The organism is Pseudomonas sp. TH49 (assembly GCF_016650625.1).
In the GTDB taxonomy this organism is placed as follows: domain Bacteria; phylum Pseudomonadota; class Gammaproteobacteria; order Pseudomonadales; family Pseudomonadaceae; genus Aquipseudomonas; species Aquipseudomonas fluorescens_H.
In genome coordinates this window covers 2,521,768-2,544,812 of the sequence record NZ_JAEKFL010000002.1, presented here as the reverse complement: position 1 = coordinate 2,544,812, position 23,045 = coordinate 2,521,768, and the positions used below count along the sequence as shown (strand labels likewise).

Annotated in this window: 23 protein-coding genes; 17 read left to right on the top strand and 6 right to left on the bottom strand. The window is 58.9% G+C overall.

The features are described 5' to 3' along the window. Window positions 1–18 precede the first annotated feature (18 nt). From sucC to JFU48_RS28495, 5 genes are all read left to right on the top strand, one after another. The gene (gene sucC, locus JFU48_RS28515; protein WP_003223015.1) at window positions 19–1,185 is read left to right on the top strand and encodes an ADP-forming succinate--CoA ligase subunit beta; all 1,167 of its coding nucleotides are present in this window, start codon (window positions 19–21) and stop codon (window positions 1,183–1,185) included. Then, window positions 1,185–2,066 (top strand): succinate--CoA ligase subunit alpha, encoded by an 882-nt coding sequence (sucD, locus tag JFU48_RS28510; protein WP_003223019.1) that lies wholly within the window; start codon window positions 1,185–1,187, stop codon window positions 2,064–2,066. The genes sucC and sucD overlap by 1 nt, the downstream gene beginning before the upstream one ends. A 455-nt stretch (window positions 2,067–2,521) precedes the next feature. Continuing rightward, complete coding sequence (gene brnQ / locus JFU48_RS28505) at window positions 2,522–3,835, top strand: branched-chain amino acid transport system II carrier protein (protein WP_201138366.1); 1,314 nt, start codon at window positions 2,522–2,524, stop codon at window positions 3,833–3,835. A 257-nt stretch (window positions 3,836–4,092) separates the two neighbouring features. After that, the gene (locus JFU48_RS28500) at window positions 4,093–4,830 is read left to right on the top strand and encodes a DUF599 domain-containing protein (protein ID WP_003223022.1); all 738 of its coding nucleotides are present in this window, start codon (window positions 4,093–4,095) and stop codon (window positions 4,828–4,830) included. Beyond that, complete coding sequence (locus JFU48_RS28495; protein WP_003223023.1) at window positions 4,830–5,231, top strand: MAPEG family protein; 402 nt, start codon at window positions 4,830–4,832, stop codon at window positions 5,229–5,231. Before JFU48_RS28500 ends, JFU48_RS28495 begins: the two co-directional genes overlap by 1 nt. A 75-nt stretch (window positions 5,232–5,306) precedes the next feature. On the opposite strand, the gene JFU48_RS28490 is transcribed toward JFU48_RS28495, so the two are convergent. Then, complete coding sequence (locus JFU48_RS28490; RefSeq protein WP_003223025.1) at window positions 5,307–5,543, bottom strand: hypothetical protein; 237 nt, start codon at window positions 5,541–5,543, stop codon at window positions 5,307–5,309. A 158-nt stretch (window positions 5,544–5,701) separates the two neighbouring features. Here JFU48_RS28490 and JFU48_RS28485 point away from each other — a divergent pair, with 158 nt between their 5' ends. From JFU48_RS28485 to JFU48_RS28470, 4 genes are all read left to right on the top strand, one after another. Continuing rightward, a complete protein-coding gene (locus tag JFU48_RS28485) occupies window positions 5,702–6,178 on the top strand; it encodes a PaaI family thioesterase (protein WP_201138365.1) in 477 nt (158 codons plus the stop codon). Next, the gene (locus JFU48_RS28480) at window positions 6,175–6,627 is read left to right on the top strand and encodes a PaaI family thioesterase (RefSeq protein ID WP_003223029.1); all 453 of its coding nucleotides are present in this window, start codon (window positions 6,175–6,177) and stop codon (window positions 6,625–6,627) included. Before JFU48_RS28485 ends, JFU48_RS28480 begins: the two co-directional genes overlap by 4 nt. An 81-nt stretch (window positions 6,628–6,708) precedes the next feature. Next, window positions 6,709–8,613 (top strand): molecular chaperone HtpG, encoded by a 1,905-nt coding sequence (gene htpG, locus JFU48_RS28475; protein WP_201138364.1) that lies wholly within the window; start codon window positions 6,709–6,711, stop codon window positions 8,611–8,613. A 67-nt stretch (window positions 8,614–8,680) separates the two neighbouring features. Beyond that, the gene (locus JFU48_RS28470; protein ID WP_201138363.1) at window positions 8,681–9,409 is read left to right on the top strand and encodes a dienelactone hydrolase family protein; all 729 of its coding nucleotides are present in this window, start codon (window positions 8,681–8,683) and stop codon (window positions 9,407–9,409) included. A 142-nt stretch (window positions 9,410–9,551) separates the two neighbouring features. Here the strand turns inward: JFU48_RS28470 and JFU48_RS28465 are convergent, their stop codons facing one another. Both JFU48_RS28465 and JFU48_RS28460 read right to left on the bottom strand, forming a co-directional pair. After that, window positions 9,552–10,415 carry a pirin family protein gene (locus JFU48_RS28465; protein ID WP_201138362.1) on the bottom strand — a complete coding sequence of 288 codons (864 nt, stop codon included), beginning with the start codon at window positions 10,413–10,415 and terminating at the stop codon, window positions 9,552–9,554. Window positions 10,416–10,476: 61 nt separating this feature from the next. Further along, window positions 10,477–10,893, bottom strand: coding sequence for an OsmC family protein (locus JFU48_RS28460; RefSeq protein ID WP_103485434.1), 417 nt, complete (start codon window positions 10,891–10,893; stop codon window positions 10,477–10,479). Between the two features lie 128 nt (window positions 10,894–11,021). Here JFU48_RS28460 and JFU48_RS28455 point away from each other — a divergent pair, with 128 nt between their 5' ends. The 3 genes from JFU48_RS28455 (at window position 11,022) to JFU48_RS28445 (ending at window position 15,417) form a co-directional block, all read left to right on the top strand. Beyond that, window positions 11,022–12,077 carry an amidohydrolase family protein gene (locus tag JFU48_RS28455; RefSeq protein ID WP_201138361.1) on the top strand — a complete coding sequence of 352 codons (1,056 nt, stop codon included), beginning with the start codon at window positions 11,022–11,024 and terminating at the stop codon, window positions 12,075–12,077. 130 nt (window positions 12,078–12,207) lie between these two features. Beyond that, the gene (locus tag JFU48_RS28450) at window positions 12,208–13,833 is read left to right on the top strand and encodes a methyl-accepting chemotaxis protein (RefSeq protein WP_201138360.1); all 1,626 of its coding nucleotides are present in this window, start codon (window positions 12,208–12,210) and stop codon (window positions 13,831–13,833) included. Between the two features lie 252 nt (window positions 13,834–14,085). After that, a complete protein-coding gene (locus JFU48_RS28445; RefSeq protein WP_201136773.1) occupies window positions 14,086–15,417 on the top strand; it encodes an IS4 family transposase in 1,332 nt (443 codons plus the stop codon). A 43-nt stretch (window positions 15,418–15,460) separates the two neighbouring features. Here JFU48_RS28445 and JFU48_RS28440 read toward each other — a convergent pair whose 3' ends face one another. The 3 genes from JFU48_RS28440 to purM are packed head-to-tail and all read right to left on the bottom strand — an operon-like array spanning window position 15,461 to window position 17,888. Then, the gene (locus JFU48_RS28440) at window positions 15,461–16,174 is read right to left on the bottom strand and encodes a DUF3108 domain-containing protein (RefSeq protein ID WP_045122349.1); all 714 of its coding nucleotides are present in this window, start codon (window positions 16,172–16,174) and stop codon (window positions 15,461–15,463) included. An 8-nt stretch (window positions 16,175–16,182) separates the two neighbouring features. Next, window positions 16,183–16,830 carry a phosphoribosylglycinamide formyltransferase gene (gene purN, locus JFU48_RS28435; RefSeq protein WP_003223038.1) on the bottom strand — a complete coding sequence of 216 codons (648 nt, stop codon included), beginning with the start codon at window positions 16,828–16,830 and terminating at the stop codon, window positions 16,183–16,185. After that, window positions 16,830–17,888, bottom strand: a complete 1,059-nt coding sequence (purM, locus tag JFU48_RS28430; RefSeq protein ID WP_003223039.1) for a phosphoribosylformylglycinamidine cyclo-ligase — start codon at window positions 17,886–17,888, stop codon at window positions 16,830–16,832. Before purM ends, purN begins: the two co-directional genes overlap by 1 nt. A gap of 374 nt (window positions 17,889–18,262) precedes the next feature. On the opposite strand from purM, the gene JFU48_RS28425 reads away from it, so the two are divergent. The 5 genes from JFU48_RS28425 (at window position 18,263) to JFU48_RS28405 (ending at window position 22,950) form a co-directional block, all read left to right on the top strand. After that, the gene (locus JFU48_RS28425) at window positions 18,263–19,321 is read left to right on the top strand and encodes a DUF2066 domain-containing protein (RefSeq protein WP_003223040.1); all 1,059 of its coding nucleotides are present in this window, start codon (window positions 18,263–18,265) and stop codon (window positions 19,319–19,321) included. Window positions 19,322–19,352: 31 nt separating this feature from the next. Continuing rightward, on the top strand, window positions 19,353–20,426 hold the full coding sequence (locus JFU48_RS28420) for an AI-2E family transporter (RefSeq protein ID WP_003223041.1): 1,074 nt from the start codon (window positions 19,353–19,355) through the stop codon (window positions 20,424–20,426). Between the two features lie 219 nt (window positions 20,427–20,645). Beyond that, the gene (gene hda, locus JFU48_RS28415) at window positions 20,646–21,350 is read left to right on the top strand and encodes a DnaA regulatory inactivator Hda (RefSeq protein ID WP_003223042.1); all 705 of its coding nucleotides are present in this window, start codon (window positions 20,646–20,648) and stop codon (window positions 21,348–21,350) included. A 225-nt stretch (window positions 21,351–21,575) separates the two neighbouring features. Beyond that, window positions 21,576–22,193, top strand: coding sequence for a C40 family peptidase (locus JFU48_RS28410; protein ID WP_003223044.1), 618 nt, complete (start codon window positions 21,576–21,578; stop codon window positions 22,191–22,193). 220 nt (window positions 22,194–22,413) lie between these two features. Further along, window positions 22,414–22,950: a C40 family peptidase gene (locus tag JFU48_RS28405; protein WP_027614054.1), complete on the top strand. Its 537-nt coding sequence runs from the start codon at window positions 22,414–22,416 to the stop codon at window positions 22,948–22,950. The last annotated feature ends 95 nt before the right edge of the window (window positions 22,951–23,045 follow it).

Sequence of the window (23,045 nt, the reverse complement as noted above, 5' to 3'; positions counted from 1 at the left end):
ACGAAGACGGTAAAAAGCATGAATCTTCACGAGTATCAGGGTAAGCAGCTGTTCGCTGAATACGGCCTGCCAGTTTCCACTGGTTACGCAGTAGACACCCCGGAAGCAGCAGCAGAAGCTTGCGACAAAATCGGCGGCAGCGAGTGGGTTGTCAAAGCCCAGGTCCACGCCGGTGGTCGCGGTAAAGCGGGCGGCGTCAAGCTGGTTCGCAACAAAGAAGACGCCAAGGCCTTCGCACAGCAGTGGCTGGGCAAGCGTCTGGTGACTTACCAGACTGACGCCAATGGTCAGCCAGTCACCAAGATCCTGGTTGAATCGTGCACTGATATCGCTAAAGAGCTGTACCTGGGCGCTGTCGTTGACCGTTCGAGCCGTCGCATCGTGTTCATGGCTTCCACCGAAGGTGGCGTGGACATCGAGAAAATCGCTCACGACACTCCAGAAAAAATTCTGAAAGCCACTATCGATCCACTGGTTGGCGCTCAGCCGTTCCAGGGTCGCGAGCTGGCGTTCCAACTGGGTCTGGAAGGCAAGCAAGTTGCCCAGTTCGCCAAGATCTTCGTCGGTCTGGCCAAACTGTTCCAGGATCACGATCTGGCCCTGCTGGAAGTGAACCCGCTGGTGATCAAGGCTGACGGCGATCTGCACTGCCTCGACGCCAAGATCAACATCGACGCCAACGCCATGTACCGTCAGCCTAAGCTGAAGACTTTCCACGATCCGTCGCAAGACGATCCGCGCGAAGCGCACGCTGCCAAGTTCGAACTGAACTACGTAGCGCTGGAAGGCAACATCGGCTGCATGGTCAACGGTGCCGGCCTGGCCATGGGTACCATGGACATCGTCAACCTGCACGGCGGCAAGCCAGCCAACTTCCTCGACGTAGGTGGTGGTGCTACCAAAGAGCGCGTGACCGAAGCCTTCAAGATCATCCTGTCCGACACCAACGTCGCTGCAGTACTGGTCAACATCTTCGGCGGCATCGTTCGCTGCGACATGATTGCCGAAGGCATCATCGGCGCTGTGAAAGAAGTCGGCGTGAAAATCCCGGTTGTTGTTCGCCTTGAAGGCAACAACGCTGAGCTGGGCGCTAAAGTACTGGCAGAAAGCGGTTTGAACATCATCGCTGCTACCAGCCTGACCGACGCTGCTCAACAAGTTGTCAAAGCTGCGGAGGGCAAATAATGAGCGTCCTGATCAATAAAGACACCAAAGTTATCTGCCAGGGTATTACCGGTTCGCAAGGTAGTTTCCACACCCAGCAAGCCATCGAATACGGCACCAAGATGGTTGGCGGCGTAACTCCGGGCAAAGGCGGCACCGAGCACCTGGGTCTGCCAGTGTTCAACACCGTTAAAGACGCAGTTGCTGCCACTGGCGCTACCGCAAGCGTGATCTACGTTCCGGCTCCTTTCTGCAAGGACTCGATCCTGGAAGCAGCGTTCGGCGGCATCAAGCTGATCGTCTGCATCACCGAAGGCATTCCTACCCTGGACATGCTGGACGCTAAAGTTAAGTGCGACGAGCTGGGTGTTACCCTGATCGGCCCTAACTGCCCAGGCGTGATCACCCCAGGCGAATGCAAGATCGGCATCATGCCAGGTCACATTCACTTGCCAGGCAAGGTCGGTATCGTTTCGCGTTCCGGCACCCTGACCTACGAAGCTGTGAAGCAGACCACTGACGCCGGTTTCGGTCAGTCGACTTGCGTCGGCATCGGTGGTGACCCGATCCCGGGTTCGAACTTCATCGACATCCTGAAGCTGTTCCAGGAAGATCCGAAGACCGAAGCGATCGTGATGATCGGCGAGATCGGCGGTTCGGCTGAAGAAGAAGCGGCTGCCTACATCAAGGCACACGTGACCAAGCCGGTTGTTTCCTACATCGCTGGTGTGACTGCTCCTCCGGGCAAGCGCATGGGCCATGCTGGCGCAATCATCTCTGGCGGCAAAGGCACTGCAGACGAGAAATTCGCTGCGCTGCAGGACGCAGGCGTAAAAACCGTGCGTTCGCTGGCAGACATCGGCAAGGCCCTGGCCGAGCTGACCGGTTGGGCTGTCAAGTAAGCCTCGGGCTTGACTGACGCTTCACCAGACAAAGGCCACCTTCGGGTGGCCTTTGTTGTTTCTGGCATATGGGTATTTGAGTGGATTCTTGTGGCGAGGGAGCTTGCTCCCGCTGGGCTGCGAAGCGGCCCTAATGCAATCTTCGGATTCATGAGTGTTTTCGGGATTTGCGCCTGCTGCGCAGTCGAGCGGGAGCAAGCTCCCTCGCCACGGAGTGCTCCGCAGGAAAAATAAATGCGTAAACGCGACACAGACACGTCGTGTATCGGATAGTTCGCCCTCAAACAGTGCGTTTGTCAGACAAATTCGTTAGGCTAGCAGCCATTTTTGCGTCTGCCGCCCACAAGGCATGCAACGCGCTAAACGGGTCAGTCTTATACGGACTGACAGCATTTCCCTAACCCCACAGGGAAATCCCCCTCTAAATTCCGATTCAGTAGTGTGGTATTTCCTTAATGAAAGTTTTGAAAGGTCAGGACGTCCTGGCACTGGGCTTTATGACATTTGCCCTGTTCGTCGGGGCCGGCAACATCATTTTCCCGCCTATCGTCGGCCTGCAGTCCGGACCTGACGTCTGGATGGCGGCGCTGGGCTTTCTGATCACGGCAGTCGGTCTGCCGGTGGTCACTGTCGTCGCCCTGGCCAAGGTCGGTGGTGCGATGGATGCGCTGAGCAGCCCGATCGGCAAGATCGCCGGCGGTGTGCTCGCCGCGGCGTGCTACCTGGCGGTCGGCCCGCTGTTCGCCACCCCGCGCACCGCGACCGTGTCGTTCGAAGTGGGTCTGGCGCCACTGACCGGCGAAAGCCCGCTGGCGCTGTTCCTCTACAGCTCGGTGTACTTCCTGCTGGTGTTCTTCATCTCGCTGTATCCGGGGCGTCTGCTCGATACCGTTGGGCGTTTCCTCGCGCCGCTGAAAATCATCGCCCTGGCGGTACTCGGCATCGCCGCGTTCGCCTTGCCGGCCGGTGATATCGGTCAGGCCACGCCTGAATACGTCGCGGCACCGTTCTCCCAGGGCTTCATCAATGGTTACCTGACCATGGATACCCTCGGCGCGCTGGTGTTCGGTATCGTCATCGTCAACGCGATCCGCTCCCGTGGCGTCGAGTCGCCTGCGCTGATCACCCGTTACGCGATCATTGCCGGCCTCATTGCCGGTGTCGGCCTGGCACTGGTGTACATCAGCCTGTTCCGCCTCGGTTCCGGCAGCCATGAAGTCGCGGCGGGTGCCACCAACGGCGCGGCGGTATTGCACGCTTACGTGCAGCACACCTTCGGTTCGCTGGGCAGCGGTTTCCTCGCGGTGCTGATCTCGCTGGCTTGCCTGGTGACGGCGGTCGGCCTGACCTGCGCCTGCGCTGAATACTTCAGCCGCGTGCTGCCACTGTCCTACAAGACCCTGGTGATCATCCTCGCTGCGTTCTCGCTGCTGGTGTCGAACCTGGGCCTGACCAAGCTGATCGCGTTCTCGATCCCGGTGCTGACCGCGATCTACCCGCCGTGCATCGTTCTGGTGGCCCTGAGCTTCTGCAAGGACTTCTGGCATGAACACGGTCGGATCCTCGGCCCGGTGATGCTGGTGTCGTTCCTGTTCGGCACTATCGACGCCCTCAAGGGCGCCGGTCTGGCTGACTGGATGCCGTCGCAGCTGTCGCACCTGCCGCTGAGCGAGCAGGGCCTGGCGTGGCTGGTGCCATGCGTGATGACCCTGGTGGTCGCCGTGGTTTGCGATCGCCTGCTGGGCAAGCGCAGCGAAGCCGTTGCCTGACGTTGCCTGATCCGCCACAAGCGGGTCTTCAACGCTTAAACAGAAATGCCCCGTATCAATCGATACGGGGCATTTTTTATGGGTGTCAGGCAGTGTCTTTTTTCGCGAGCTAACGTCGAAGCACTGCCGAACTCCTAATGTGGGAGCGAGCCTGCTCGCGAAAGCGTTGTGTCAGCCGCCATCAATGTTGTGTGATACGCCGCTTTCGCGAGCAGGCTCGCTCCCACAGGTAGCATCCATACTCCACAGGGAATTGCATGTCGTTCATCCAAGCCAATCTGATTCACCTGCTCGCCGCGCTCTGGTTCGTCATCTGCTGGGGCGGCTACACCCGCTATGCGTCCTGGAAGGCCCGCGACACCGCGTGCCTCGCCAGCGTGTTGCACCTGTACCGCGAAGACTGGATGCGCCGCATGCTGCTGCGTGACAACCGTATCGCCGACGCCAGCGTGATCGGCAATCTGGAGCGCAACGCCTCGTTCTTCGCCTCCAGTACCCTGATCATCCTCGCCGGTATTCTCACCGTGCTCGGTGCGTCCGAGCGTGCAGTGTCGTTGCTGGCGGACATCCCGATGGTGCAGCAGGCGTCGCAGGGTATGTCGGAGATCAAGTTGCTGTGCCTGGCGCTGGTGTTCGTCTATGCGTTCTTCACGTTCAGTTGGTGCATGCGTCAGTACAACTTTGCGGCGGTGCTGGTCGGTTCAGCGCCGATGATCGGTGAGCGTCAGGTTTCGGAGCAGGAGCGCAAGGCATTCGCACTGCGGGCGGCGCGGGTGATTTCGATGGCGGCCAACCAGTTCAACTTCGGCCTGCGCTCTTATTACTTCGGCATGAGCATGCTGGCCTGGTTTGTCAGCCCGTGGTTGTTCATGTTGATGAGTGCTGGAGTCGTACTGGTGTTGTACCGCCGCGAGTTTCATTCCGACGTTCTCGACGTGATGGTCTATACCCCTACAGAGGCGCCGTTGCCCGAAACCAATAAAGAGGCCGCTTGATGAGTATTCCGTTCTGGTGTGTGTTTATCAGTGCACTGTTGATTTACATCGCGCGTATGCCGGTGGGCAAGGCCATGAAAGAGCAGGGCGGTTACAACAACCATCTGCCGCGCCAGCAACAGGCGCAACTGACTGGCTATGGCGCGCGGGCACTGGCGGCGCACCAGAACAGCATCGAAGCGTTCATCCTGTTTGCCGTCGGTGTGCTGATGGCGCACACCACGCAGACACAAGGCTGGTTGATCGATGCTCTGGCGATCATCTTCGTGATCGCACGGATTCTCTACTTGTGGTTGTACCTGGCTGATAAACCATCCTTGCGCAGCCTGGTCTGGCTGGTCGGCCTGATATGTTCTTTGTTGCTGATGATTAGTCCGACTTTTAGAACCGTCTTGCTCTAAGCGGCACTAGCGAAAAATTACAGGCAAAAGAAAACCCGCACTTGGCGGGTTTTCTTTTTCTGCATCAAGTCGCAATTATTGCTTCTTGGCAGCTTCTTCCTGAGCAGCCTGATTCGATTCAGCCTGATCTTTGGCGGCTTCAGCGTTTTCTTTCGCTGCGTCGTTCACTTTATCCTGAGCTTCGTTCATTTTCTGCTGAGCTTGTTCAGCATGTTGGTTGGCATCTTGAGCTTTGTCCTCGGATTTTTTATCGCAGGCAGCGAGACCGAGGGAAGCGGTCAACATCAAGGCAATAGCTAAAGTCTTACGCATGGGGTGTTTCTCCTTATGGAAAATAACTACTGGCCTTAAGAACGTTGCCCCCAACGTTAAGTTCCTCATTTCTTTCAGATATATAAGTTTGTTTTTCAGTGGAACTTTTGCGTTATTTCCTACTACTGGCACAAGGCTCTGACGAGAGTAATTATCAAATGGCTGAAAACCCCGTTTTTGAGCGCGCAACGCGATTTCTCTCGGCCCTGCGCCATTGTCAGGTGCTCGGTTTGACGGTGCACAGCGTCAGCAGCGAAGGGCTGACGGTAAAGCTGCCGTACAGCGCGCAAATCGTCGGCAATCCGCAGACCGGGGTCATCCACGGTGGCGCCATTACCTCGCTGATGGACACGGCGTGCGGCATGTCCACGTTGTGCGTGCTGCCGGAATTCGAAGTCTGTCCGACCCTGGACCTGCGCATCGACTACATGCACGCCGCCGAACCGAACAAGGATGTCTACGGCTTTGCCCAGTGTTACCGGGTCACCACCGACGTAATCTTCGCCCGCGGCTTTGCCTATCAGGACGACCCGCAGCAACCCATCGCTCACGTCGTCGGTACCTTCATGCGCATGGGCAAGGGTCTGAAGGGCACACAGGGATTTGGCGGCAAGATCAAAGGAGAAAGCCGATGAGCGATGACTGGAAGCAACAACTGCAGCAGGCTCACGCTCAGGGTGACTACGCGCCGCTGCTGCAGATCATTCCTTACGCCGGATTGATCGGCGTCGAATGCTCTCGGGTCGGTGATGAGTTGCTGTTCAAGCTGCCGGCGAACAAGGACAACATTGGTAACCCTTTATTGCCGGCGATCCATGGCGGGGTGATTGCCGGGTTCATGGAGCTGGCAGCCGCGTTGCATTTGTTGATCTTCACCGGTTCGCCCGGGGTGCCGAAGATCATCGACTTTTCCCTGGATTACCTGCGTGCCGGGCAGTTTCGCGACACTTGGGCCAAATGTCAGGTCTGCCGCCAGGGCCGGCGCGTGGCCAACGTCGCCATCACCGCCTGGCAAAGTACCGAGAGCGAACCGATTGCCACCGCCCGTGCACACTTCAAAATTGATGAGCCCTTGAAATCCTGAACGCTGCCCCCAACTCAGTGAACAACCCGCCGCCGACCATCTGGGTCGCGGCCAATGCCATCTGATTGGAGTTTGATGACCATGAGTGTGGAAACTCAAAAGGAAACCCTGGGCTTCCAGACCGAGGTAAAGCAGCTGCTGCACCTCATGATCCATTCGCTGTATTCCAACAAGGAAATCTTCCTTCGCGAATTGATCTCGAACGCCTCTGACGCTGTCGACAAGCTACGCTTCGAAGCCCTGGCCAAGCCTGAGTTGCTCGAAGGTGGCGCTGAACTGAAAATCCGTGTGAGCTTCGACAAGGACGCCAAGACCGTCACGCTCGAAGACAACGGTATCGGCATGAACCGTGACGATGTGATCACCCATCTGGGGACCATCGCCAAGTCGGGCACCGCCGATTTCATGAAGAATCTCTCGGGCGATCAGAAGAAAGATTCGCACCTGATCGGCCAGTTCGGTGTCGGCTTCTATTCCGCCTTCATCGTCGCTGACAAAGTTGACGTGTACAGCCGTCGTGCCGGCACTCCTGCCAGCGAAGGCGTGCACTGGTCGTCGAAAGGCGAGGGCGAGTTCGAAGTCGCCACCATCGACAAGCCAGAGCGCGGCACCCGCATCGTCCTGCACCTGAAAGCCGCGGAAGACGAGTTCGCTGATGGCTGGCGCCTGCGCAACATCATCAAGAAATACTCCGACCACATCGCGCTGCCGATCGAGCTGCCGAAAGAAGTCACTGCCGCCGAAGGTGAAGAGAAGCCAGCCGTTGAATGGGAAACCGTCAACCGCGCCAGCGCCCTGTGGACCCGTCCGCGCACTGAAGTGAAGGACGAGGAATACCAGGAGTTCTACAAGCACATCGCTCACGACTTCGAAAACCCGCTGGCCTGGAGCCACAACAAGGTCGAAGGCAAGCTTGAGTACAGCTCGCTGCTGTACGTGCCGGCCCGCGCGCCGTTCGATCTGTACCAGCGTGAAGCGCCGAAAGGCCTCAAGCTCTACGTGCAGCGCGTGTTCGTGATGGATCAGGCCGAGTCGTTCCTGCCGCTGTACCTGCGCTTCATCAAGGGCGTGGTCGATTCCAACGACCTGTCGCTGAACGTGTCGCGGGAAATCCTGCAGAAAGACCCGATCATCGACTCGATGAAGTCGGCGCTGACCAAGCGCGTGCTGGACATGCTGGAAAAACTGGCGAAGAACGAGCCTGAGCAATACAAGGGCTTCTGGAAAAACTTCGGTCAGGTCATGAAAGAAGGCCCGGCAGAAGATTTCGCCAACAAGGAAAAAATTGCCGGTCTGCTGCGTTTCGCATCGACCCAAGGCGACGACGGCGAGCAGATCGTCGGTCTGGCCGACTACCTGGCGCGCGCCAAGGAAGGTCAGGACAAGATCTACTACCTCACCGGCGAAACCTACGCGCAGGTCAAGAACAGCCCGCACCTGGAAGTCTTCCGCAAGAAAGGCATCGAAGTGCTGCTGCTGACCGATCGTATCGACGAGTGGCTGATGAGCTACCTCAGTGAGTTCGACGGCAAGACGTTTGTTGACGTGGCACGTGGTGATCTCGATCTGGGCAACCTGGACTCGGAAGAGGACAAGAAGGCCGCAGAAGAAGTCGCCAAATCCAAGGAAGGTCTGGTCGAGCGCCTGAAAACCGCGCTGGGCGATTCCGTTGCCGAGGTTCGCGTCTCTCACCGTCTGACCGATTCGCCAGCCATTCTGGCGATCGGCGAACAGGACCTGGGCCTGCAAATGCGCCAGATTCTCGAAGCCAGCGGGCAGAAAGTACCGGACTCGAAGCCGATCTTCGAATTCAACCCAGGCCACCCGTTGATCGAGAAACTCGACGGCGAGCAGAACGAAGAGCGTTTTGGCGACCTGTCGCACATCCTCTTCGATCAGGCAGCCCTGGCTGCCGGCGACAGCTTGAAAGACCCGGCCGCTTATGTACGCCGTCTGAACAAGCTGCTGGTTGAACTGTCGGTTTAATCACGTTGCAGAAAAACCCGCTTCGGCGGGTTTTTTCATTCTGGTGTTTAACATTCAGGAGTCAGAAATGAGCCAAGTCACTGTACGTTCCGTGGTCTATCAGCTGGATGGCCAGCCTTATGAAGGTCGTCTGGCGTTCGACGCCGAGCACAAGGGCGCGCGCCCGGGCCTGCTGATGGCGCCGAACTGGATGGGCGTCAGCGCCGGGGCGGAAGAAATCGCCAAATCTGTCGCGGCCAAGGGCTACGTGGTGTTGATTGCTGACGTGTACGGCCAGGCTGTGCGTCCGCAGAACGGTGATCAGGCCGGTGCGGCGATGATGCCGCTGAAAAATGATCGCGCTCTGCTGCGCAAGCGCATGCAGGCGGCGTTCGAGCAATTGCAGACGCAGGGTGAGGCGGCGGTTGATACCTCGAAACTGGCGGTGTTCGGGTTCTGCTTCGGTGGTTGCTGTGCGCTGGATCTGGCGCGCACCGGTGCGCCAGTGAAGGCCGCCGTATCGTTCCACGGTACGCTGGATTCGCCGAACCCGGCCGATGCGCAGAACATCAAGGGCTCGGTGCTGGTGTTGCACGGTGCCTCCGACCCGTTGGTGCCGAAAGAGCAATTGCCGGCGTTCGAAGATGAGATGAGCGCGGCGAAGGTCGATTGGCAGTTGCTCAGCTACGGCGGTGCGGTGCACTCGTTCACCGATCCGCATGCCAATGTGCCAGGCAAGATGATGTACGACGCGAAGACCGCCAAGCGTGCGTTCAAGTCGATGCATGACTTGCTGGAAGAAGTGTTCAAGGGCTGATTTTTCGGCGCTTTTACTGGCCTCTTCGCGAGCAAGCCCGCTCCCACATTGGGATTGTGGTGTGTATAAGTTCTGAGTACACCACAAGTCCCCTGTGGGAGCGGGCTTGCTCGCGAAGGCTTACTAACCAGCGACCCAATACTCAGGGCAGTTCGATTCGCTCAACTTCCCCCGGCACCGTCGGCCAGTCCCCGGCCGCCCATTTGCGCCGCGCCTCATCAATTGTCGCCGGATCGCTCGCAACAAAATTCCAGTTGATCCGTCGTGGTCCGTCCAGCGGTGCGCCGCCGAACACCACCGCGTGCACATCGCTCTCGGCAGACAGGCTCAGCTCTTCCCCGGCGGGCAATACCACCAGTGCATGTGGCTCAATCACCTCGCCATTCAACTGTGCCTCCCCACTCAACACATAAATCGCGCGTTCCGCATGCTCGGTCGGAATCAGCAATGTGGTCGCGGTCTGCATCTTCACTTCCGCGTACAGCGTAGGAGAAAGCACCGGCACCGGCGATTCCAGGCAAAAGCCTGACCCGGCGATCATCCGAATCTGCACGCCAAGGTTATCGCTGACCGGCAGGGTTGCCGCTGGGTGATGGCTGTAATGTCCGGGGCCTTGCTCGTGATCCTTGGGCGAGGCCAGCCAGATCTGCAAACCGTGCATCGTGAAGCTTTGCTCCCACAACGGCTCGGGCGTGCGCTCGACGTGGGCAATCGCACTGCCGGCGGTCATCCAGCTGACATCGCCAGCGCTGACCACCTGATCGGAGCCAAGGCTGTCCTTGTGCTGTATCTGTCCTTCGAACAGGTAGGTCAGGGTCGACAGACCAATGTGCGGATGCTGTCGGATGTTCATGCCTTTGCCCGTCGGATAAACCGTCTCGAGCATGTGGTCGAAAAACACGAAAGGCCCGACGCTGCGACATTTGGCTGACGGCAGCGGGCGCAGGATCGGCTGGCCTTCGACGTCTTCGGCGCGCGGGCGGATGATCAGTGGTTGCGTATCCATGGTGCATTCCAGGCTGAGCGGGTGATGCCAGAAGCATAACCCGCCGCTGGCATGAGGGAGATTACTGGCTGTCGAAGCCCTGTGGGGCGTGGGTCTCGATACTGACTTCGCTGGTGGTCATCAGTTTATGGATCGGGCAGCGATCGGCGACGCGCAGCAGTTCTTCACGCTGGGCATCGGTGAGGACGCCTTTAAGGGTGAGCGTCACGTGCAAAACGTATTTGCCTTTCTGCTCTTCGCTGTTGTCGCGTTTGACCTCGACACCCACGCCGGTCAGCGGGATGTCTTTCTTCTTTGCGTACATCTTCAGGGTCAGGGCCTTGCAGGCGCCGAGTGCGGCGTCGAAGTAGTCGTGTGGCTCGGGTGCCGAGCCTTCGCCGCCGGCAGACTTCGGTACGTCGGCAAACAATTCGTGGTCATCGATCTTTACGGTGTGACGAAAACCTTCGGCGGAGACGGTATTGACGGTAACAGTCATGGCAACCTCACTGGCAGTAGGAAAAGTCGTGCGATCAAAAAAGACCTTGCAGTTATAGAGCATTCCTACGGAGGCGCGTTCCACTTTCCTGCAGGATGAACCCTTGTCATCGGCTCAGGGTCTAGGCTATGCCTACCTGCCGGAGATTACTTGTGTCCTTGTTTCGTTTGAGTCTTGCCTGCCTGCTGGCCTTTGCCGGCCCCGCCAGCGCCCGCGATTACACCTACAGCGATGCGCACCTGCACTACGTGGATTTCTTCCAGGAAACCGCCGGCATGGCGAAATTGCTCACGGCCATGCAGGACAATTCCATCGACCATGTGATGATTTCCGGTATTCCCGTGGCGAAGAAGTGGCACGAGGACGAACCCAAGCGTCCGCGCTATTACGCCGGCGATGATGCCGATGCCTACTGGTACAGCGCCACCGATGTGATCGTTGCCGATGCGGTGCAAAAGCTGACTGCGGAGCAGCGTCAGCACTTTCATCCGTTCCTGTCGGGCTTCAACCCCAATGACAAGAACTCCGCCGCGCACATCCAGCGCATGCTCGACCTGTATCCGGGGCTGTGGCAGGGCATTGGCGAGGTGTTCACCCGCCATGATGACCTGACGGCGCTGACCGCCGGCGACACACCTCGGGCCAATAACGAAGCGATGAAGCGGATTTATCACCTGGCAGCGGAAAATGATCTGCCAGTGATGCTGCATTCCAATATCACCTCCAAGCGTGAGAGAAATCCGCTGTATCTGAAGGAAATCGAGGAGCCGCTGCGTAATCACCCGCACACGCGTTTCATCTGGGCTCACGCCGGTACCAGCGCCGAGATTCATCGGCACCAGACGCAGCTGAAATTCCTCCTGCCCACCGTGAGCCGGATGCTTGAGGCCTACCCGAACCTGTTCATTGATCTGTCGTGGAGCATGCTCAGTCCTTATTTGCTGGACGAGCAGGGCAAGCCGCGAGCGGAATGGCTGGCATTGGTGGAGAAATACCCTGAGCGATTCATGATCGGTTCGGATGTTGTCGGCCGATTCAACAAGCTCGGTCAGGAAATGCACAGTTTCACCCCGTTCCTTGATGCCTTGCCCGAGGATGTCGCCCGTAAAGTGGCCCGGGACAACTTCCTGGCAATATTGCCGCGAACAGCGGCAAAGTCCGGGAAAAGCGCGCTGAATCGTTAATGCCAAGCGTTAGAAGTATCAAGGCCTTTTGATATCAGCTTTTCGTCTTACGCAATTCTTCGCCGGGCCGATACCTTCTAAGGCAACCAGCTGCAGGGTTGATGCAGCGCTTTTGGAAGGAACCAAAGTAATGAGCATCCGTAGTCTCAATATCGCGCCGCGTGCCGGCCTGGGTTTTGGTGTACTGGCGTTGATGGTGTTTGCCTTGGGGGCGTTCGCCCTGCTGCAAATGTCGAACATGCGCGCCCAGTCTGATGAGGTCGACAACAACTGGCTGCCGAGCGTGATGGCGGTCGGCGAGATGAGTCAGGACATGCTGCGCCTGCGCGCGCTGACCATGCGCCTGCTGCTCAATCGCGATCCGCAGGCGCTGGAGCAGAACGTTAGCAAGCTCAATGAGCTGCGCGGCGTTTTGAGCGAAGCGCAGCAGCGCTATGACGTGCTGATCGTATTGCCCGAGGAGCGAACGCTGTTCGATCGCTTCAAGGTCGCCGAGCACAAATATCTGGAGCTGCAGGCGCAGGTCATGCAGTTGTCTGCCCAGAATCGTGTCGAGGAGGCCGCAACGATCCTCAACGGTCAGATGAGCCCTTTGGCTGACGACATGGCGGTGACCCTGAAGGAGCTGGTCGAGCTGAACAAGCACAACGCCAACCTTGCTACCGAAGCCGCGCGGCTGGTGTTTATCAATTCGCGGGTGTGGGTCGGGGTGATGATCGGTATTACGGCGCTGATCACCATCGGTCTGGCGTTGCTGTTGACCCGGAGCATCGTCCTGCCTCTGGCGCAGTCGCTGGGCGTGGCCGAAGTGGTGGCCGGCGGTGATCTGACCGGCGATATCAGTATTTCCGGGAAGGACGAGCCGGCGCGACTGCTGCAGGCGCTGAAAAGCATGCAGCACAACCTGCGCGACACCATCCGGCAGATTTCCGAGTCGTCCAGCCAGCTGGCTTCGGCGTCGGAAGAGCTGAGCTGCGTCACCGAGGACGCTACGCGCGGGCTGCATCAGCAAAGCCTGGAGATCGAGCAGGCAGCCACGGCGGTCAATCAGATGACTGCCGCCGTGGAAGAGGTGGCGAGCAACGCCGTGGCAACCTCCGAAGCGTCACGCGAGTCTGACCGCATTGCCCAGCATGGGCGCGAGCAGGTCCGGCAGACCGTGACTTCAATCGAATCGCTGGCCGAGGATGTCACGTCCAACGCAACGCAGGTCGAGGATCTGGCGCAGAAGGTTCACGGCATCAGCAAGGTGCTCGATGTGATCCGCTCGATTGCCGAGCAGACCAATCTGCTGGCGTTGAATGCGGCGATCGAGGCGGCACGGGCCGGTGATGCTGGTCGCGGGTTCGCAGTGGTCGCTGATGAAGTGCGGGCGCTGGCGCATCGCACTCAGCAATCGACTCAGGAAATCGAACAAATGATCGGTGGCATTCAGCAGGGCACCGATTCGGCGGTGAGCTCCATGCAGCAGAGCAACATCCGTGCGCATTCGACCCTTGAGCTGGCCAAGGCTGCAGGTGTGGCGTTGGAGGAGATCGCCTCAGCGTTCACCTTGATCAACGAACGCAACCTGGTGATCGCCAGTGCCTCGGAGGAGCAGGCGGCGGTGGCGCGGGAGGTGGATCGCAATCTGATGAACATCCGCGATCTGGCGATGCAGACGTCGGCGGGGGCGAATCAAACCAGTGCGGCGAGCCAGGAGTTGTCGCGGCTGGCAGTGGATTTGAACAATATGGTGGCCAAGTTTTCGGTCTGAGCTGACCCTTGATGATTGCACTCACCCCCTGTGGGAGCGGGCTTGCTCGCGAAGGCGTTGTATCAGATACATATTCGTTAGCTGGCAGACCGCTTTCGCGAGCAAGCCCGCTCCCACAGTAGTTGTGTGTCGTTCGGGGAATCGCAGGCACAAAAAAGCCCCGCATTGGCGTAATGCTGTTCACTTAAGCATTTGAGTCTCAGCAGGGCTTACTTGAAAATCCGATGCCAGACCTCTGGCATCGGATTTTTTATGTCTGTTCAGCAAGACCTGCTCGACCTTGGCGATCTTTTTAACTTCTGCGATCTGAGTACCTTTACCCAACATATTCCGGTTGAGTGGGTAGCGTCTGCACTGGATCTCTCCAGTCAGGCGACCATTCGCCGACGTCGCTTGCCCGCCGATCAAGTGCTTTGGCTGGTACTCGGCATGGCGCTGTTTCGTGACGAGCCGGTCCACGAAGTGGCCAGGCGTTTGAACATTTGTGCCCAAGGGCTGGCCTCTGACCAGCTATTAGCACGAAGCGGTGTAACCGAAGCGCGTAAGCGGCTCGGTGCCGATCCTGTTGAATGGTTATTTCGCAAGACAGGTCATCAATGGGGCGCGGAGCGTTATACCGATGATGCTTGGCAGGGCCTGCAAGTGTTTGCAGTGGACGGTGCGCTTTTGCGTACTCCGGATACGCCCGAACTTCGAGATCATTTCGGGTCGGGAAACACCCGGACCGAGCGCCAGACTCCGTTCCCCATGCTGCGCTTGGTGGCGTTGATGAATGTGCGTTCGCACGTAATCCTGGATGCCCAATTGAGCCCTTACCGACGCAGTGAAATGCGCTTGGCCGACGAGTTTTTGCAGCAGGTTCCCGATCACTCGGTGACGTTATTCGATAAAGGGTTCTGGGGTGCCGAACTACTGTCGAATCTGAATAAAGCCGGTACACATCGGCACTGGTTGATTCCAGCCAAAAAAGGCACGGTTTGTGAGGAAGTGGCTCGTTACAACCCGCATGATCGCCTGGTGCGCATGAAGGTCTCACCGCAAGCCAGAGCCCGAAATCCGGCCCTCTCAACACATTGGGAGGCCCGCGAAGTCAGCTATGAAATTCAAGGCAAACTCAAGACAGTCATGACGTCACTGCCGGCGAGCACCTACAGCACCGAAGCCGTTGCCCGGCTTTATCAGGAACGCTGGGAAATCGAGTTAGGCTTCAGAGACATCAAAAGCTCAATGCAGCAGAACGCAGTGACCTTGCGTAGCAAAAAAGTCGACTTGATCTATCAGGAAGTCTGGGGACTGTTGCTGGCTTACAACGTGGTTCGTCGGGAAGCCAGTCAAGCGGCAGTTGCATTGGGTCGCCTCCCTTCGGACATCCGCTTCAAACCAGCCTGTCAGTACATCGCGGTCCAACTGATCGTAATGGCAGCAGCCAATCCGATTTCAGCGACAGGGAGGCGGCTATCAGAGTTGAGGGCAGGTATTGGAGGATTGTTTCTGGATCACCGCCCAAGGCCTTCAAGACCTAGGACGGTGAAAATTTCAAAGACCCGGTTTCCTGTGGATCGTAAGGCTGCTCCACTTAAGTGAACAGCATTACCGCATTGGCGGGGCTTTTCGTTGTAGCGGCGGATCAGCTGCCTTTGACTGGCTTGCCGTTGACCGTACCGTCCTGGAGCATGATGTTGTACTCCTTGCCGTCGGTTTCGACCTGTTGCAGGCGGACCAGCAGGTAATCCCAGTCCTTGGCGAACCACAGGACAGTGATGCGCTTGCTTTGTGTCGGGTCGCGCACGCGCTCGACTTTGATCGCATCGATCTGGCCGGCCTTGGTGTCGACTTTCTCGGCACCCAGTACACGGAAGTCATAGGTATCGACATCGCTGCCATCGACCACTTGATAGCTCATGGTCTTTTTGCCGGCGGCCAGGTCGTGCTGCAGTGCCAACTGGTAGGTGGATTTGTCGACCATGCCACGGTTCAGTGCAACCTTGACCGGATCGCCGCGATCGGTGCCGGTGACCATCTTGGCATTCCAGTCGAAGTCCAGATCCATTTTCTTGGTTTTGCCCAGACCACCACGCTCGAAGTGGTAGGACTGTGGCAGCAGGGTGTCCTTGTCCAGAGTCAGGGTGCTTTCTTCGGTCAGGCTGGCGATCATCATCGACGCCTTGAAGCTGAGTTTCCAGACGCCGTTGGCTTCCTTGGTCAGGCTGCGTTCGGCGGTGCCGCTCATGGGCAACTGTTTCCAGTCGGCGGTGTAGCTGGCGGAGAACGGTTGAAGGTCTGCCGCCTGCGCGAAGGGCAGGGCGAACAGAGCGCAAGCGAAGAGCAGGGCGCGACGCATAAAATCTCCTAGTGTCGAATCAAGTGGCCGCTGGCCGCGAGTAACTGGCCATCCAGTAAAGCACCTTGTTCACCAAGTGCCAGCCGGCCTTCGGCAAACCAGCGTACGGCCATCGGGTAGATCAGGTGTTCCTGGACATGCACTCGCTGCGCAAGTGTCTGCGGCGTGTCGTGCAACTCTACCGGTATTACTGCCTGTACGACCAGTGGTCCACCATCGAGTTCCTCGGTAACGAAGTGCACGGAGCAGCCGTGCTCGGCATCGCCGGCCTCCAGCGCGCGCTGATGAGTGTGTAACCCTTTGTATTTGGGCAGTAGCGACGGGTGGATATTGAGCAGGCGACCCTGGTAGTGACGCACGAAATCAGCGCTGAGAATGCGCATGAAGCCGGCCAGTACCACGAGTTTCGGTTTGAATTCGTCGATCAGTTCGATCAGGGCAGCATCGAAGGCCTCGCGACCTTCGAAAGCCTTGTGATCCAGCGAGCGGGTGGCGATACCCGCGTCACTGGCGCGTTGCAGGCCGTAGGCGTCGGCGCGGTTGGAAATCACCGCAGCGATGCGAACCGGGCTGTCGCCGGTCCGCGTGCTGTCGATCAGAGCCTGCAAGTTACTGCCGGTGCCGGACAACAGCACCACGACATCACAGGTAGGCATTAGTGAGCCTTGAGGTTTTTCAGCTCGACCTGTGCAGCGCCTTCGGCAGCGGCAGCGATCTGGCCGATGACCCAAGGCTGTTCGCCGGCGTCACGCAGGGTGTTCAGGGCTACTTCAACGTGCTCCTGAGCCACGCAGATCACCATGCCCACGCCGCAGTTCAGCACGCGGTGCATTTCGGTCTCGTCGACATTGCCTTTCTCTTGCAGCCAGTCGAAGACCGCCGGGCGAGTCCAGCTGGCCACGTCAACCACGGCCTGAGCGCCTTTTGGCAGAACGCGAGGGATGTTGTCCAGCAGGCCGCCACCGGTGATGTGAGCCATGGCTTTGACCGCGCCGGTGTCTTTGATCAGCTTGAGCAGCGGCTTCACGTAGATGCGGGTCGGAGCCATCAGCAGGTCGGTCAGCGGTTTGCCGTCGAGCTGGATGTTTTCGATGTCAGCGCCGGACACTTCGATGATCTTGCGGATCAGCGAGTAGCCGTTGGAGTGCGGGCCGGACGATGGCAGGGCGATCAGTGCGTCACCGGTGGCGACTTTCGAGCCGTCGATGATTTCGGCCTTTTCCACGACGCCGACGCAGAAACCGGCCAGGTCGTAGTCTTCGCCTTCGTACATGCCAGGCATTTCAGCGGTTTCACCGCCAACCAGCGAGCAACCGGACAGTTCGCAGCCGGCGCCGATGCCGGTCACAACCTGGGCAGCGGTGTCGACATTCAGTTTGCCGGTGGCGTAGTAGTCGAGGAAGAACAGGGGCTCGGCACCGCAGACCACCAGGTCGTTGACGCACATCGCAACCAGGTCGATACCGATGCTGTCGTGCTTGTTCAGGTTCAGCGCCAGGCGCAGCTTGGTGCCAACGCCGTCGGTGCCGGAAACCAGTACAGGCTGCTTGTAGCCGGCCGGGATTTCGCAGAGGGCGCCGAAACCGCCCAGGCCGCCCATGACTTCCGGGCGCGCAGTGCGCTTGGCGACGCTCTTGATGCGTTCGACCAATGCTTCACCGGCGTCGATGTCTACACCGGCGTCCTTGTAGCTCAGGGAGGGTTGCTTGCTCATGATCCAGGCCTTTAGGGGAGGGGATTCAGGGGTAACGACCGAGTTCAGCGGGAACATCGAAATCGAGAGGGCGATGGCCTCACGCGAATTTCGGGGTGCCCGGCTGTTGCCGGTCTGCGAAGGCGCGCGATTTTATCAGGCTTGAGGGGCAGCGGCCATCCTCGTGCCGACGGGCAGGGGCATAATCGGTGGAAATTTTTTGCAATTGTGCCGGGTAGCTGCCTGTATAAGGTGTGGCAATTAACCGTCTATCGTTATCACTGTGCAAAAAGTTACCGCTGCCGTGTGAATGTTTTGCGATGGCAGATTGTCACAGCCTTGCTTAACCGGTTCACGCGGCCTGTTCCAGCCGCTCCTGTCGACGGGAATTTTCCATGCGTTTTTGTAAATTGTTGGTTGTGGGTTGTTTGTCGGTCGTCAGCCTGGCGAGTCATGCCGAAAACCTCAAAGGTCTTTATCAAGTACGCCAGCCGGTGAGCAGTCAGGCCCCGGAAGAGCGTGATCGCGCCACGCAGGCGGCGCTCGATACGCTGGTGTTGCGTCTGACCGGTGACCCTAAGGCCCCGCAGAATCCGGGGCTGGCGGCGATTCGCAAGGACCCGCAGCAGATCATCAGCCAGTTCGGTTTCGATGCCGGGCCGCCGGAGGTGCTGAAAGTCGATTTCGATCCGGCCACCACCGAGCAGGCACTGCGTCGGGCCGGGCTTTCGTTGTGGGGGGCGAGTCGCCCGTCGATTCTGAGCTGGTGGCTGAACGATTCGACGGAAGGCTCGAGTCTGGTCGGCGATGGTCAGGCTGCGGCTGCACCATTGCGTTCTGCGGCTCAGCATCGTGGCTTGCCGCTGCGTTTGCCGCTGGCGGATCTGAGTGAACAACTGGTGGCCACGGCGCCGGTGCTCGATGGCACCGATCCCGCGCCTTTGCGCGGGGCCTCGGAGCGTTACGGTGCGGATGCCTTGCTGGCGGTGCATGCGCACGAACAGGGCGGGCAGTGGCAAGCCAGCTGGCATCTATGGCTGGGCGATCAGAAAGAGGCCGGTAATGTGCAGGGCGCCGATCAGGCCGCGGTGGCCGATGCGGTGATGCTGGCGGTGGCCGAGCGTCTGGCGCCGCGATTTGTCGCCAAGCCTGGCGCTTCGGGTCAACAGACGCTGGAAGTGCAGGGCATGAATCTTGAGCATTACGCCACGCTGCTGCGGTTACTCGAACCGTTCGGTGTGCGTCTGCAAAGTGTCGAGGGTGATCGCATCGTGTATCGGGTCAGCGGCAGTGCCGATCAGTTGCGTTCGCAATTGTCGCTGGCGAAGTTGCAGGAGTTGCCGGCCGAAGCACCGACGCCAGTGGCAGCGCCGCAGCCAGCCGTCGCAGGTGCGGCGCCTGTTGCGGCTCAGGCGCCTGCACCGGTAGCGCCTTCGTTGCGGTTTCGCTGGTAAGTCTTTCCTTATATAGAAGCAGGAGTGATACATGGCCGATTCGCGGCGTTGGTTCTGGCTCGGTGGGGTAGTCCTGCTTTGCGCGTTTGTCTGGTTGCTGCATCCGATCCTCACACCGTTCCTGGTGGCGCTGCTGCTGGCGTATCTGTTCGATCCGCTGGTGGATCGCCTGGAACGTCTCGGCATGTCACGCACCTGGGGCGTGATCGCGGTGTTTGCGTTGTTCACTCTGATCGTCACGACGTTGCTCTTGGTGCTGGTGCCGATGCTCGCCAAGCAGTTGGTGCGCTTGTACGAACTGGCACCGCAGATGCTCGACTGGCTGCAGCACACTGCACTGCCGTGGGCGCAGTCGAAGCTGGGGTTGTCGGACGGCTTCTGGAAGTTCGACAAGGTCAAGGCAGCGATTAGCGAGCACATGGGCCAGACGACCGACATCGTCGGTGTGGTGTTGAGTCAGGCGACGGCCTCGAGTCTGGCGCTGATCGGCTGGTTGGCGAATCTGGTGCTGATTCCGGTGGTGAGTTTCTACCTGCTGCGCGACTGGGATGTGATGATGGCCAAGATCCGCAGCCTGTTGCCGCGTGATCGTGAAGAAACCATCGTCTCGCTGGCGGGTGAATGCCACGAGGTGCTCGGCGCGTTTGTGCGCGGGCAACTGCTGGTGATGCTGGCGCTGGGCGTGATTTATGCGGCGGGCCTGATGATCGTCGGTCTGGAGTTGGGCCTGTTGATCGGCCTGATCGCCGGCCTGGCGGCAATCGTGCCGTACATGGGCTTTGTGATCGGCATTGGCGCGGCGCTGATTGCCGGGCTGTTCCAGTTCGGTGGCGATCTGTATCCGATGATCGGGATCGTCGCGGTGTTCATGGTCGGCCAAGCCCTGGAAGGCATGGTGCTGACGCCGCTGCTGGTGGGCGACCGGATCGGCCTGCATCCGGTGGCGGTGATCTTTGCGATCCTGGCCGGTGGCGAGCTGTTCGGCTTTACCGGTGTCCTGCTGGCACTGCCGGTGGCGGCGGTGATCATGGTGCTGGTGCGTCACGTGCACGATCTGTACAAGGACTCGGATATCTACAGCGGGACAGATGAGCCCGAGTTGTAATCCGATCGCGGGCGGCCCGGCATTGCGCCGGGTTGGCCTGCGTTTTGCGCAGGGTTCGCACGGCAGTGCGTCAGAGAAACTGTCATAAAACCAGCGCATTAACGCAAACCTTTGATTTTGCTTGGGGTCTGTCGCATTGTGCGCTCCGCTTCACGGGTATAAACTTCGCAAACTTTACACAGAGGCCACTAACGGTTCCTTGAGAACTGTTCAGTCAGCATGAAACCGATTCAGCTGCCCCTAGGTGTGCGTCTGCGTGACGACGCCACCTTCATCAACTACTACCCAGGCGCCAATGCCGCTGCACTCGGCTATGTCGAGCGCCTATGCGAAGCCGACGCCGGCTGGACCGAAAGCCTGATCTACCTGTGGGGCAAGCATGGGGTAGGGCGTACGCATCTGTTGCAGGCGGCTTGCCTGCGTTTCGAGCAGATGGGTGAGCCAGCGGTGTATCTGCCACTGGCCGAGCTGATGGATCGTGGTATCGAAATCCTCGACAACCTTGAGCAGTACGAACTGGTCTGCCTGGATGACTTGCAGGTGATTGCCGGCAAGGCAGACTGGGAAGAGGCGATGTTTCATCTGTTCAACCGTCTGCGTGACAGCGGTCGGCGCTTGCTGATTGCTGCTTCAACCTCGCCACGCGAGTTGCCGGTGAAACTGGCCGACCTCAAATCGCGCCTGACCCTGGCGCTGATCTTCCAGATGCGCCCGCTTTCCGATGAAGACAAATTGCGTGCCCTGCAATTGCGCGCATCGCGTCGCGGTCTGCACCTGACCGATGAAGTCGGACACTTTATTCTGACCCGCGGCACCCGCAGCATGAGTGCATTGTTCGACCTGCTCGAACAGCTGGATCAGGCCTCGTTGCAGGCGCAACGCAAGCTGACTATTCCGTTTCTGAAAGAAACCCTCGGCTGGTAGCCAGCCCTTGAAATACGGGGGCTGGAGCACGTTTCGGCATATTTCAGGCGCCAGAAAATCCGCTTTTCCGCACCGTGTGCAGACCGCGTATCGATTCAAATGGGCTTAAGCGCTTAGATGTAAACGAGAAACCGGGAAGTCACAAAAAGATCGATTGAATTTGCAAATGAGGCCGATAGCGGGCATAGTCTCGGCTTCTTTACAACTTCAGCCACGGTCGTGCCCATGCTAAATCGCTTCGCACCCCTCGTGCCTCTCGCACTCGTCACCCTGTTGTTCGGTTGCGCTGCTCATTCTCCAGTTCAAGAGCAGCCTCAACAGGTTAAAAATTCTGCCACGGCTCAGTCTTCCGTTATTTACCAGGAAGAGCTGGCCACCGAAAAAGAACTCGCCGATTTCAACGGCAAGAAGCCATACGAGCTTCCGGTTCTGGCCGACAGCATCCTCGAACGCGGCATGTCCCTGATCGGTACCCGTTACCGTTTCGGCGGCACCTCTGAAGCCGGTTTCGATTGCAGCGGTTTCATCGGTTACCTGTTCCGCGAAGAAGCTGGCATGAATCTGCCGCGCTCCACTCGCGAAATGATCAACGTGGATGCCCCTCTGGTCTCGCGCAGCAATCTTGAGCCGGGCGATCTGCTGTTCTTTGCCACCAATGGTCGTCGCGGTCGTGTGAGTCACGCCGGGATCTACCTGGGTGACAACCAGTTCATCCACTCCAGCAGTCGTCGCAGCGGCGGTGTTCGCATCGACAGCCTGGGTGACAGCTACTGGAGCAAGACCTTCATCGAAGCCAAGCGCGCCCTCGCGATGGCACCGACCGTGGTCACCGCTCGCAAGTAATTCCCCCGTTGTCGCCACGTCCGTGGCGACAAAAAGGGTGCCCGGCCAGGGAGTAGACCTAGACTTTACAAGGTGAAGTTAAAGTCTTACTTGAAGTTTGCCGCGTAGCCGCTAGAATCCTGTATCTATATTGATGGCAAACCGCCTGCGTGCTCCGCAGGCGGTTTTGTTTCTGTCCATTCGGCAGAGAAAGCCGCAGCCAGATCAGGATGTTCTGCTTATGACGATGTCGGCCCGCCTCACAGTGATCTTCTTCGCAGCGCTGCTCAGCGCCTGTGCCAGCCGCACTCCGCCGCCTGCGCCCGTCGTACGCGCCCCGGTGGTGTTCGGGCCTTCCCAAGCTTTTTCGCCTGCTGCTGAAGACGTGCTGTTTCGCGCCCTGGGCCTGGTCGGCACGCCTTATCGCTGGGGCGGCAACACACCAGACTCCGGGTTTGATTGCAGCGGCCTGATCGGTTTCGTCTACCGCGATGCTGCTGGCATTTCATTGCCGCGTTCCACTCGCGAGATGATCGTGATGCAGGCGCCGAATGTCGGCAAAGAGGGGTTGCAGACCGGCGACCTGATCTTCTTTGCCACCAATGGCGGCTCGCAGGTCAGCCATGCGGGGATCTACGTCGGGGAAGGGCGTTTTGTGCATGCGCCGGCGACGGGCGGCACGGTGAAGCTGGACAGCCTGTCGAAGGCGTATTGGCAGAAGGCGTATCTGAGTGCCAAGCGGGTGTTGCAGCCGGAGCATCTGGCGCATAACCCGTAGTAAAAATCGCAGCAATCCTAATGTGGGAGCGGGCTTGCTCGCGAAAGCGGTGTATCAGTCAACTCAATGGAGGCTGAAACTCCGCATTCGCGAGC

What these genes read in the sequence shown, in the direction of transcription:
- JFU48_RS28445 (WP_201136773.1), top strand. Translation starts at nt 14,086, where the DNA reads ATGTCTGTTCAGCAAGACCTGCTCGACCTTGGCGATCTTTTTAACTTC.
- JFU48_RS28465 (WP_201138362.1), bottom strand. Translation starts at nt 10,415, where the DNA reads ATGGATACGCAACCACTGATCATCCGCCCGCGCGCCGAAGACGTCGAA.
- JFU48_RS28495 (WP_003223023.1), top strand. Translation starts at nt 4,830, where the DNA reads ATGAGTATTCCGTTCTGGTGTGTGTTTATCAGTGCACTGTTGATTTAC.
- JFU48_RS28425 (WP_003223040.1), top strand. Translation starts at nt 18,263, where the DNA reads ATGCGTTTTTGTAAATTGTTGGTTGTGGGTTGTTTGTCGGTCGTCAGC.
- JFU48_RS28440 (WP_045122349.1), bottom strand. Translation starts at nt 16,174, where the DNA reads ATGCGTCGCGCCCTGCTCTTCGCTTGCGCTCTGTTCGCCCTGCCCTTC.
- JFU48_RS28460 (WP_103485434.1), bottom strand. Translation starts at nt 10,893, where the DNA reads ATGACTGTTACCGTCAATACCGTCTCCGCCGAAGGTTTTCGTCACACC.
- JFU48_RS28450 (WP_201138360.1), top strand. Translation starts at nt 12,208, where the DNA reads ATGAGCATCCGTAGTCTCAATATCGCGCCGCGTGCCGGCCTGGGTTTT.
- JFU48_RS28480 (WP_003223029.1), top strand. Translation starts at nt 6,175, where the DNA reads ATGAGCGATGACTGGAAGCAACAACTGCAGCAGGCTCACGCTCAGGGT.
- JFU48_RS28490 (WP_003223025.1), bottom strand. Translation starts at nt 5,543, where the DNA reads ATGCGTAAGACTTTAGCTATTGCCTTGATGTTGACCGCTTCCCTCGGT.
- purM (WP_003223039.1), bottom strand. Translation starts at nt 17,888, where the DNA reads ATGAGCAAGCAACCCTCCCTGAGCTACAAGGACGCCGGTGTAGACATC.
- sucC (WP_003223015.1), top strand. Translation starts at nt 19, where the DNA reads ATGAATCTTCACGAGTATCAGGGTAAGCAGCTGTTCGCTGAATACGGC.
- purN (WP_003223038.1), bottom strand. Translation starts at nt 16,830, where the DNA reads ATGCCTACCTGTGATGTCGTGGTGCTGTTGTCCGGCACCGGCAGTAAC.
- JFU48_RS28500 (WP_003223022.1), top strand. Translation starts at nt 4,093, where the DNA reads ATGTCGTTCATCCAAGCCAATCTGATTCACCTGCTCGCCGCGCTCTGG.
- htpG (WP_201138364.1), top strand. Translation starts at nt 6,709, where the DNA reads ATGAGTGTGGAAACTCAAAAGGAAACCCTGGGCTTCCAGACCGAGGTA.
- JFU48_RS28410 (WP_003223044.1), top strand. Translation starts at nt 21,576, where the DNA reads ATGCTAAATCGCTTCGCACCCCTCGTGCCTCTCGCACTCGTCACCCTG.
- brnQ (WP_201138366.1), top strand. Translation starts at nt 2,522, where the DNA reads ATGAAAGTTTTGAAAGGTCAGGACGTCCTGGCACTGGGCTTTATGACA.
- JFU48_RS28470 (WP_201138363.1), top strand. Translation starts at nt 8,681, where the DNA reads ATGAGCCAAGTCACTGTACGTTCCGTGGTCTATCAGCTGGATGGCCAG.
- JFU48_RS28420 (WP_003223041.1), top strand. Translation starts at nt 19,353, where the DNA reads ATGGCCGATTCGCGGCGTTGGTTCTGGCTCGGTGGGGTAGTCCTGCTT.
- JFU48_RS28485 (WP_201138365.1), top strand. Translation starts at nt 5,702, where the DNA reads ATGGCTGAAAACCCCGTTTTTGAGCGCGCAACGCGATTTCTCTCGGCC.
- hda (WP_003223042.1), top strand. Translation starts at nt 20,646, where the DNA reads ATGAAACCGATTCAGCTGCCCCTAGGTGTGCGTCTGCGTGACGACGCC.
- sucD (WP_003223019.1), top strand. Translation starts at nt 1,185, where the DNA reads ATGAGCGTCCTGATCAATAAAGACACCAAAGTTATCTGCCAGGGTATT.
- JFU48_RS28455 (WP_201138361.1), top strand. Translation starts at nt 11,022, where the DNA reads ATGCCTACCTGCCGGAGATTACTTGTGTCCTTGTTTCGTTTGAGTCTT.
- JFU48_RS28405 (WP_027614054.1), top strand. Translation starts at nt 22,414, where the DNA reads ATGACGATGTCGGCCCGCCTCACAGTGATCTTCTTCGCAGCGCTGCTC.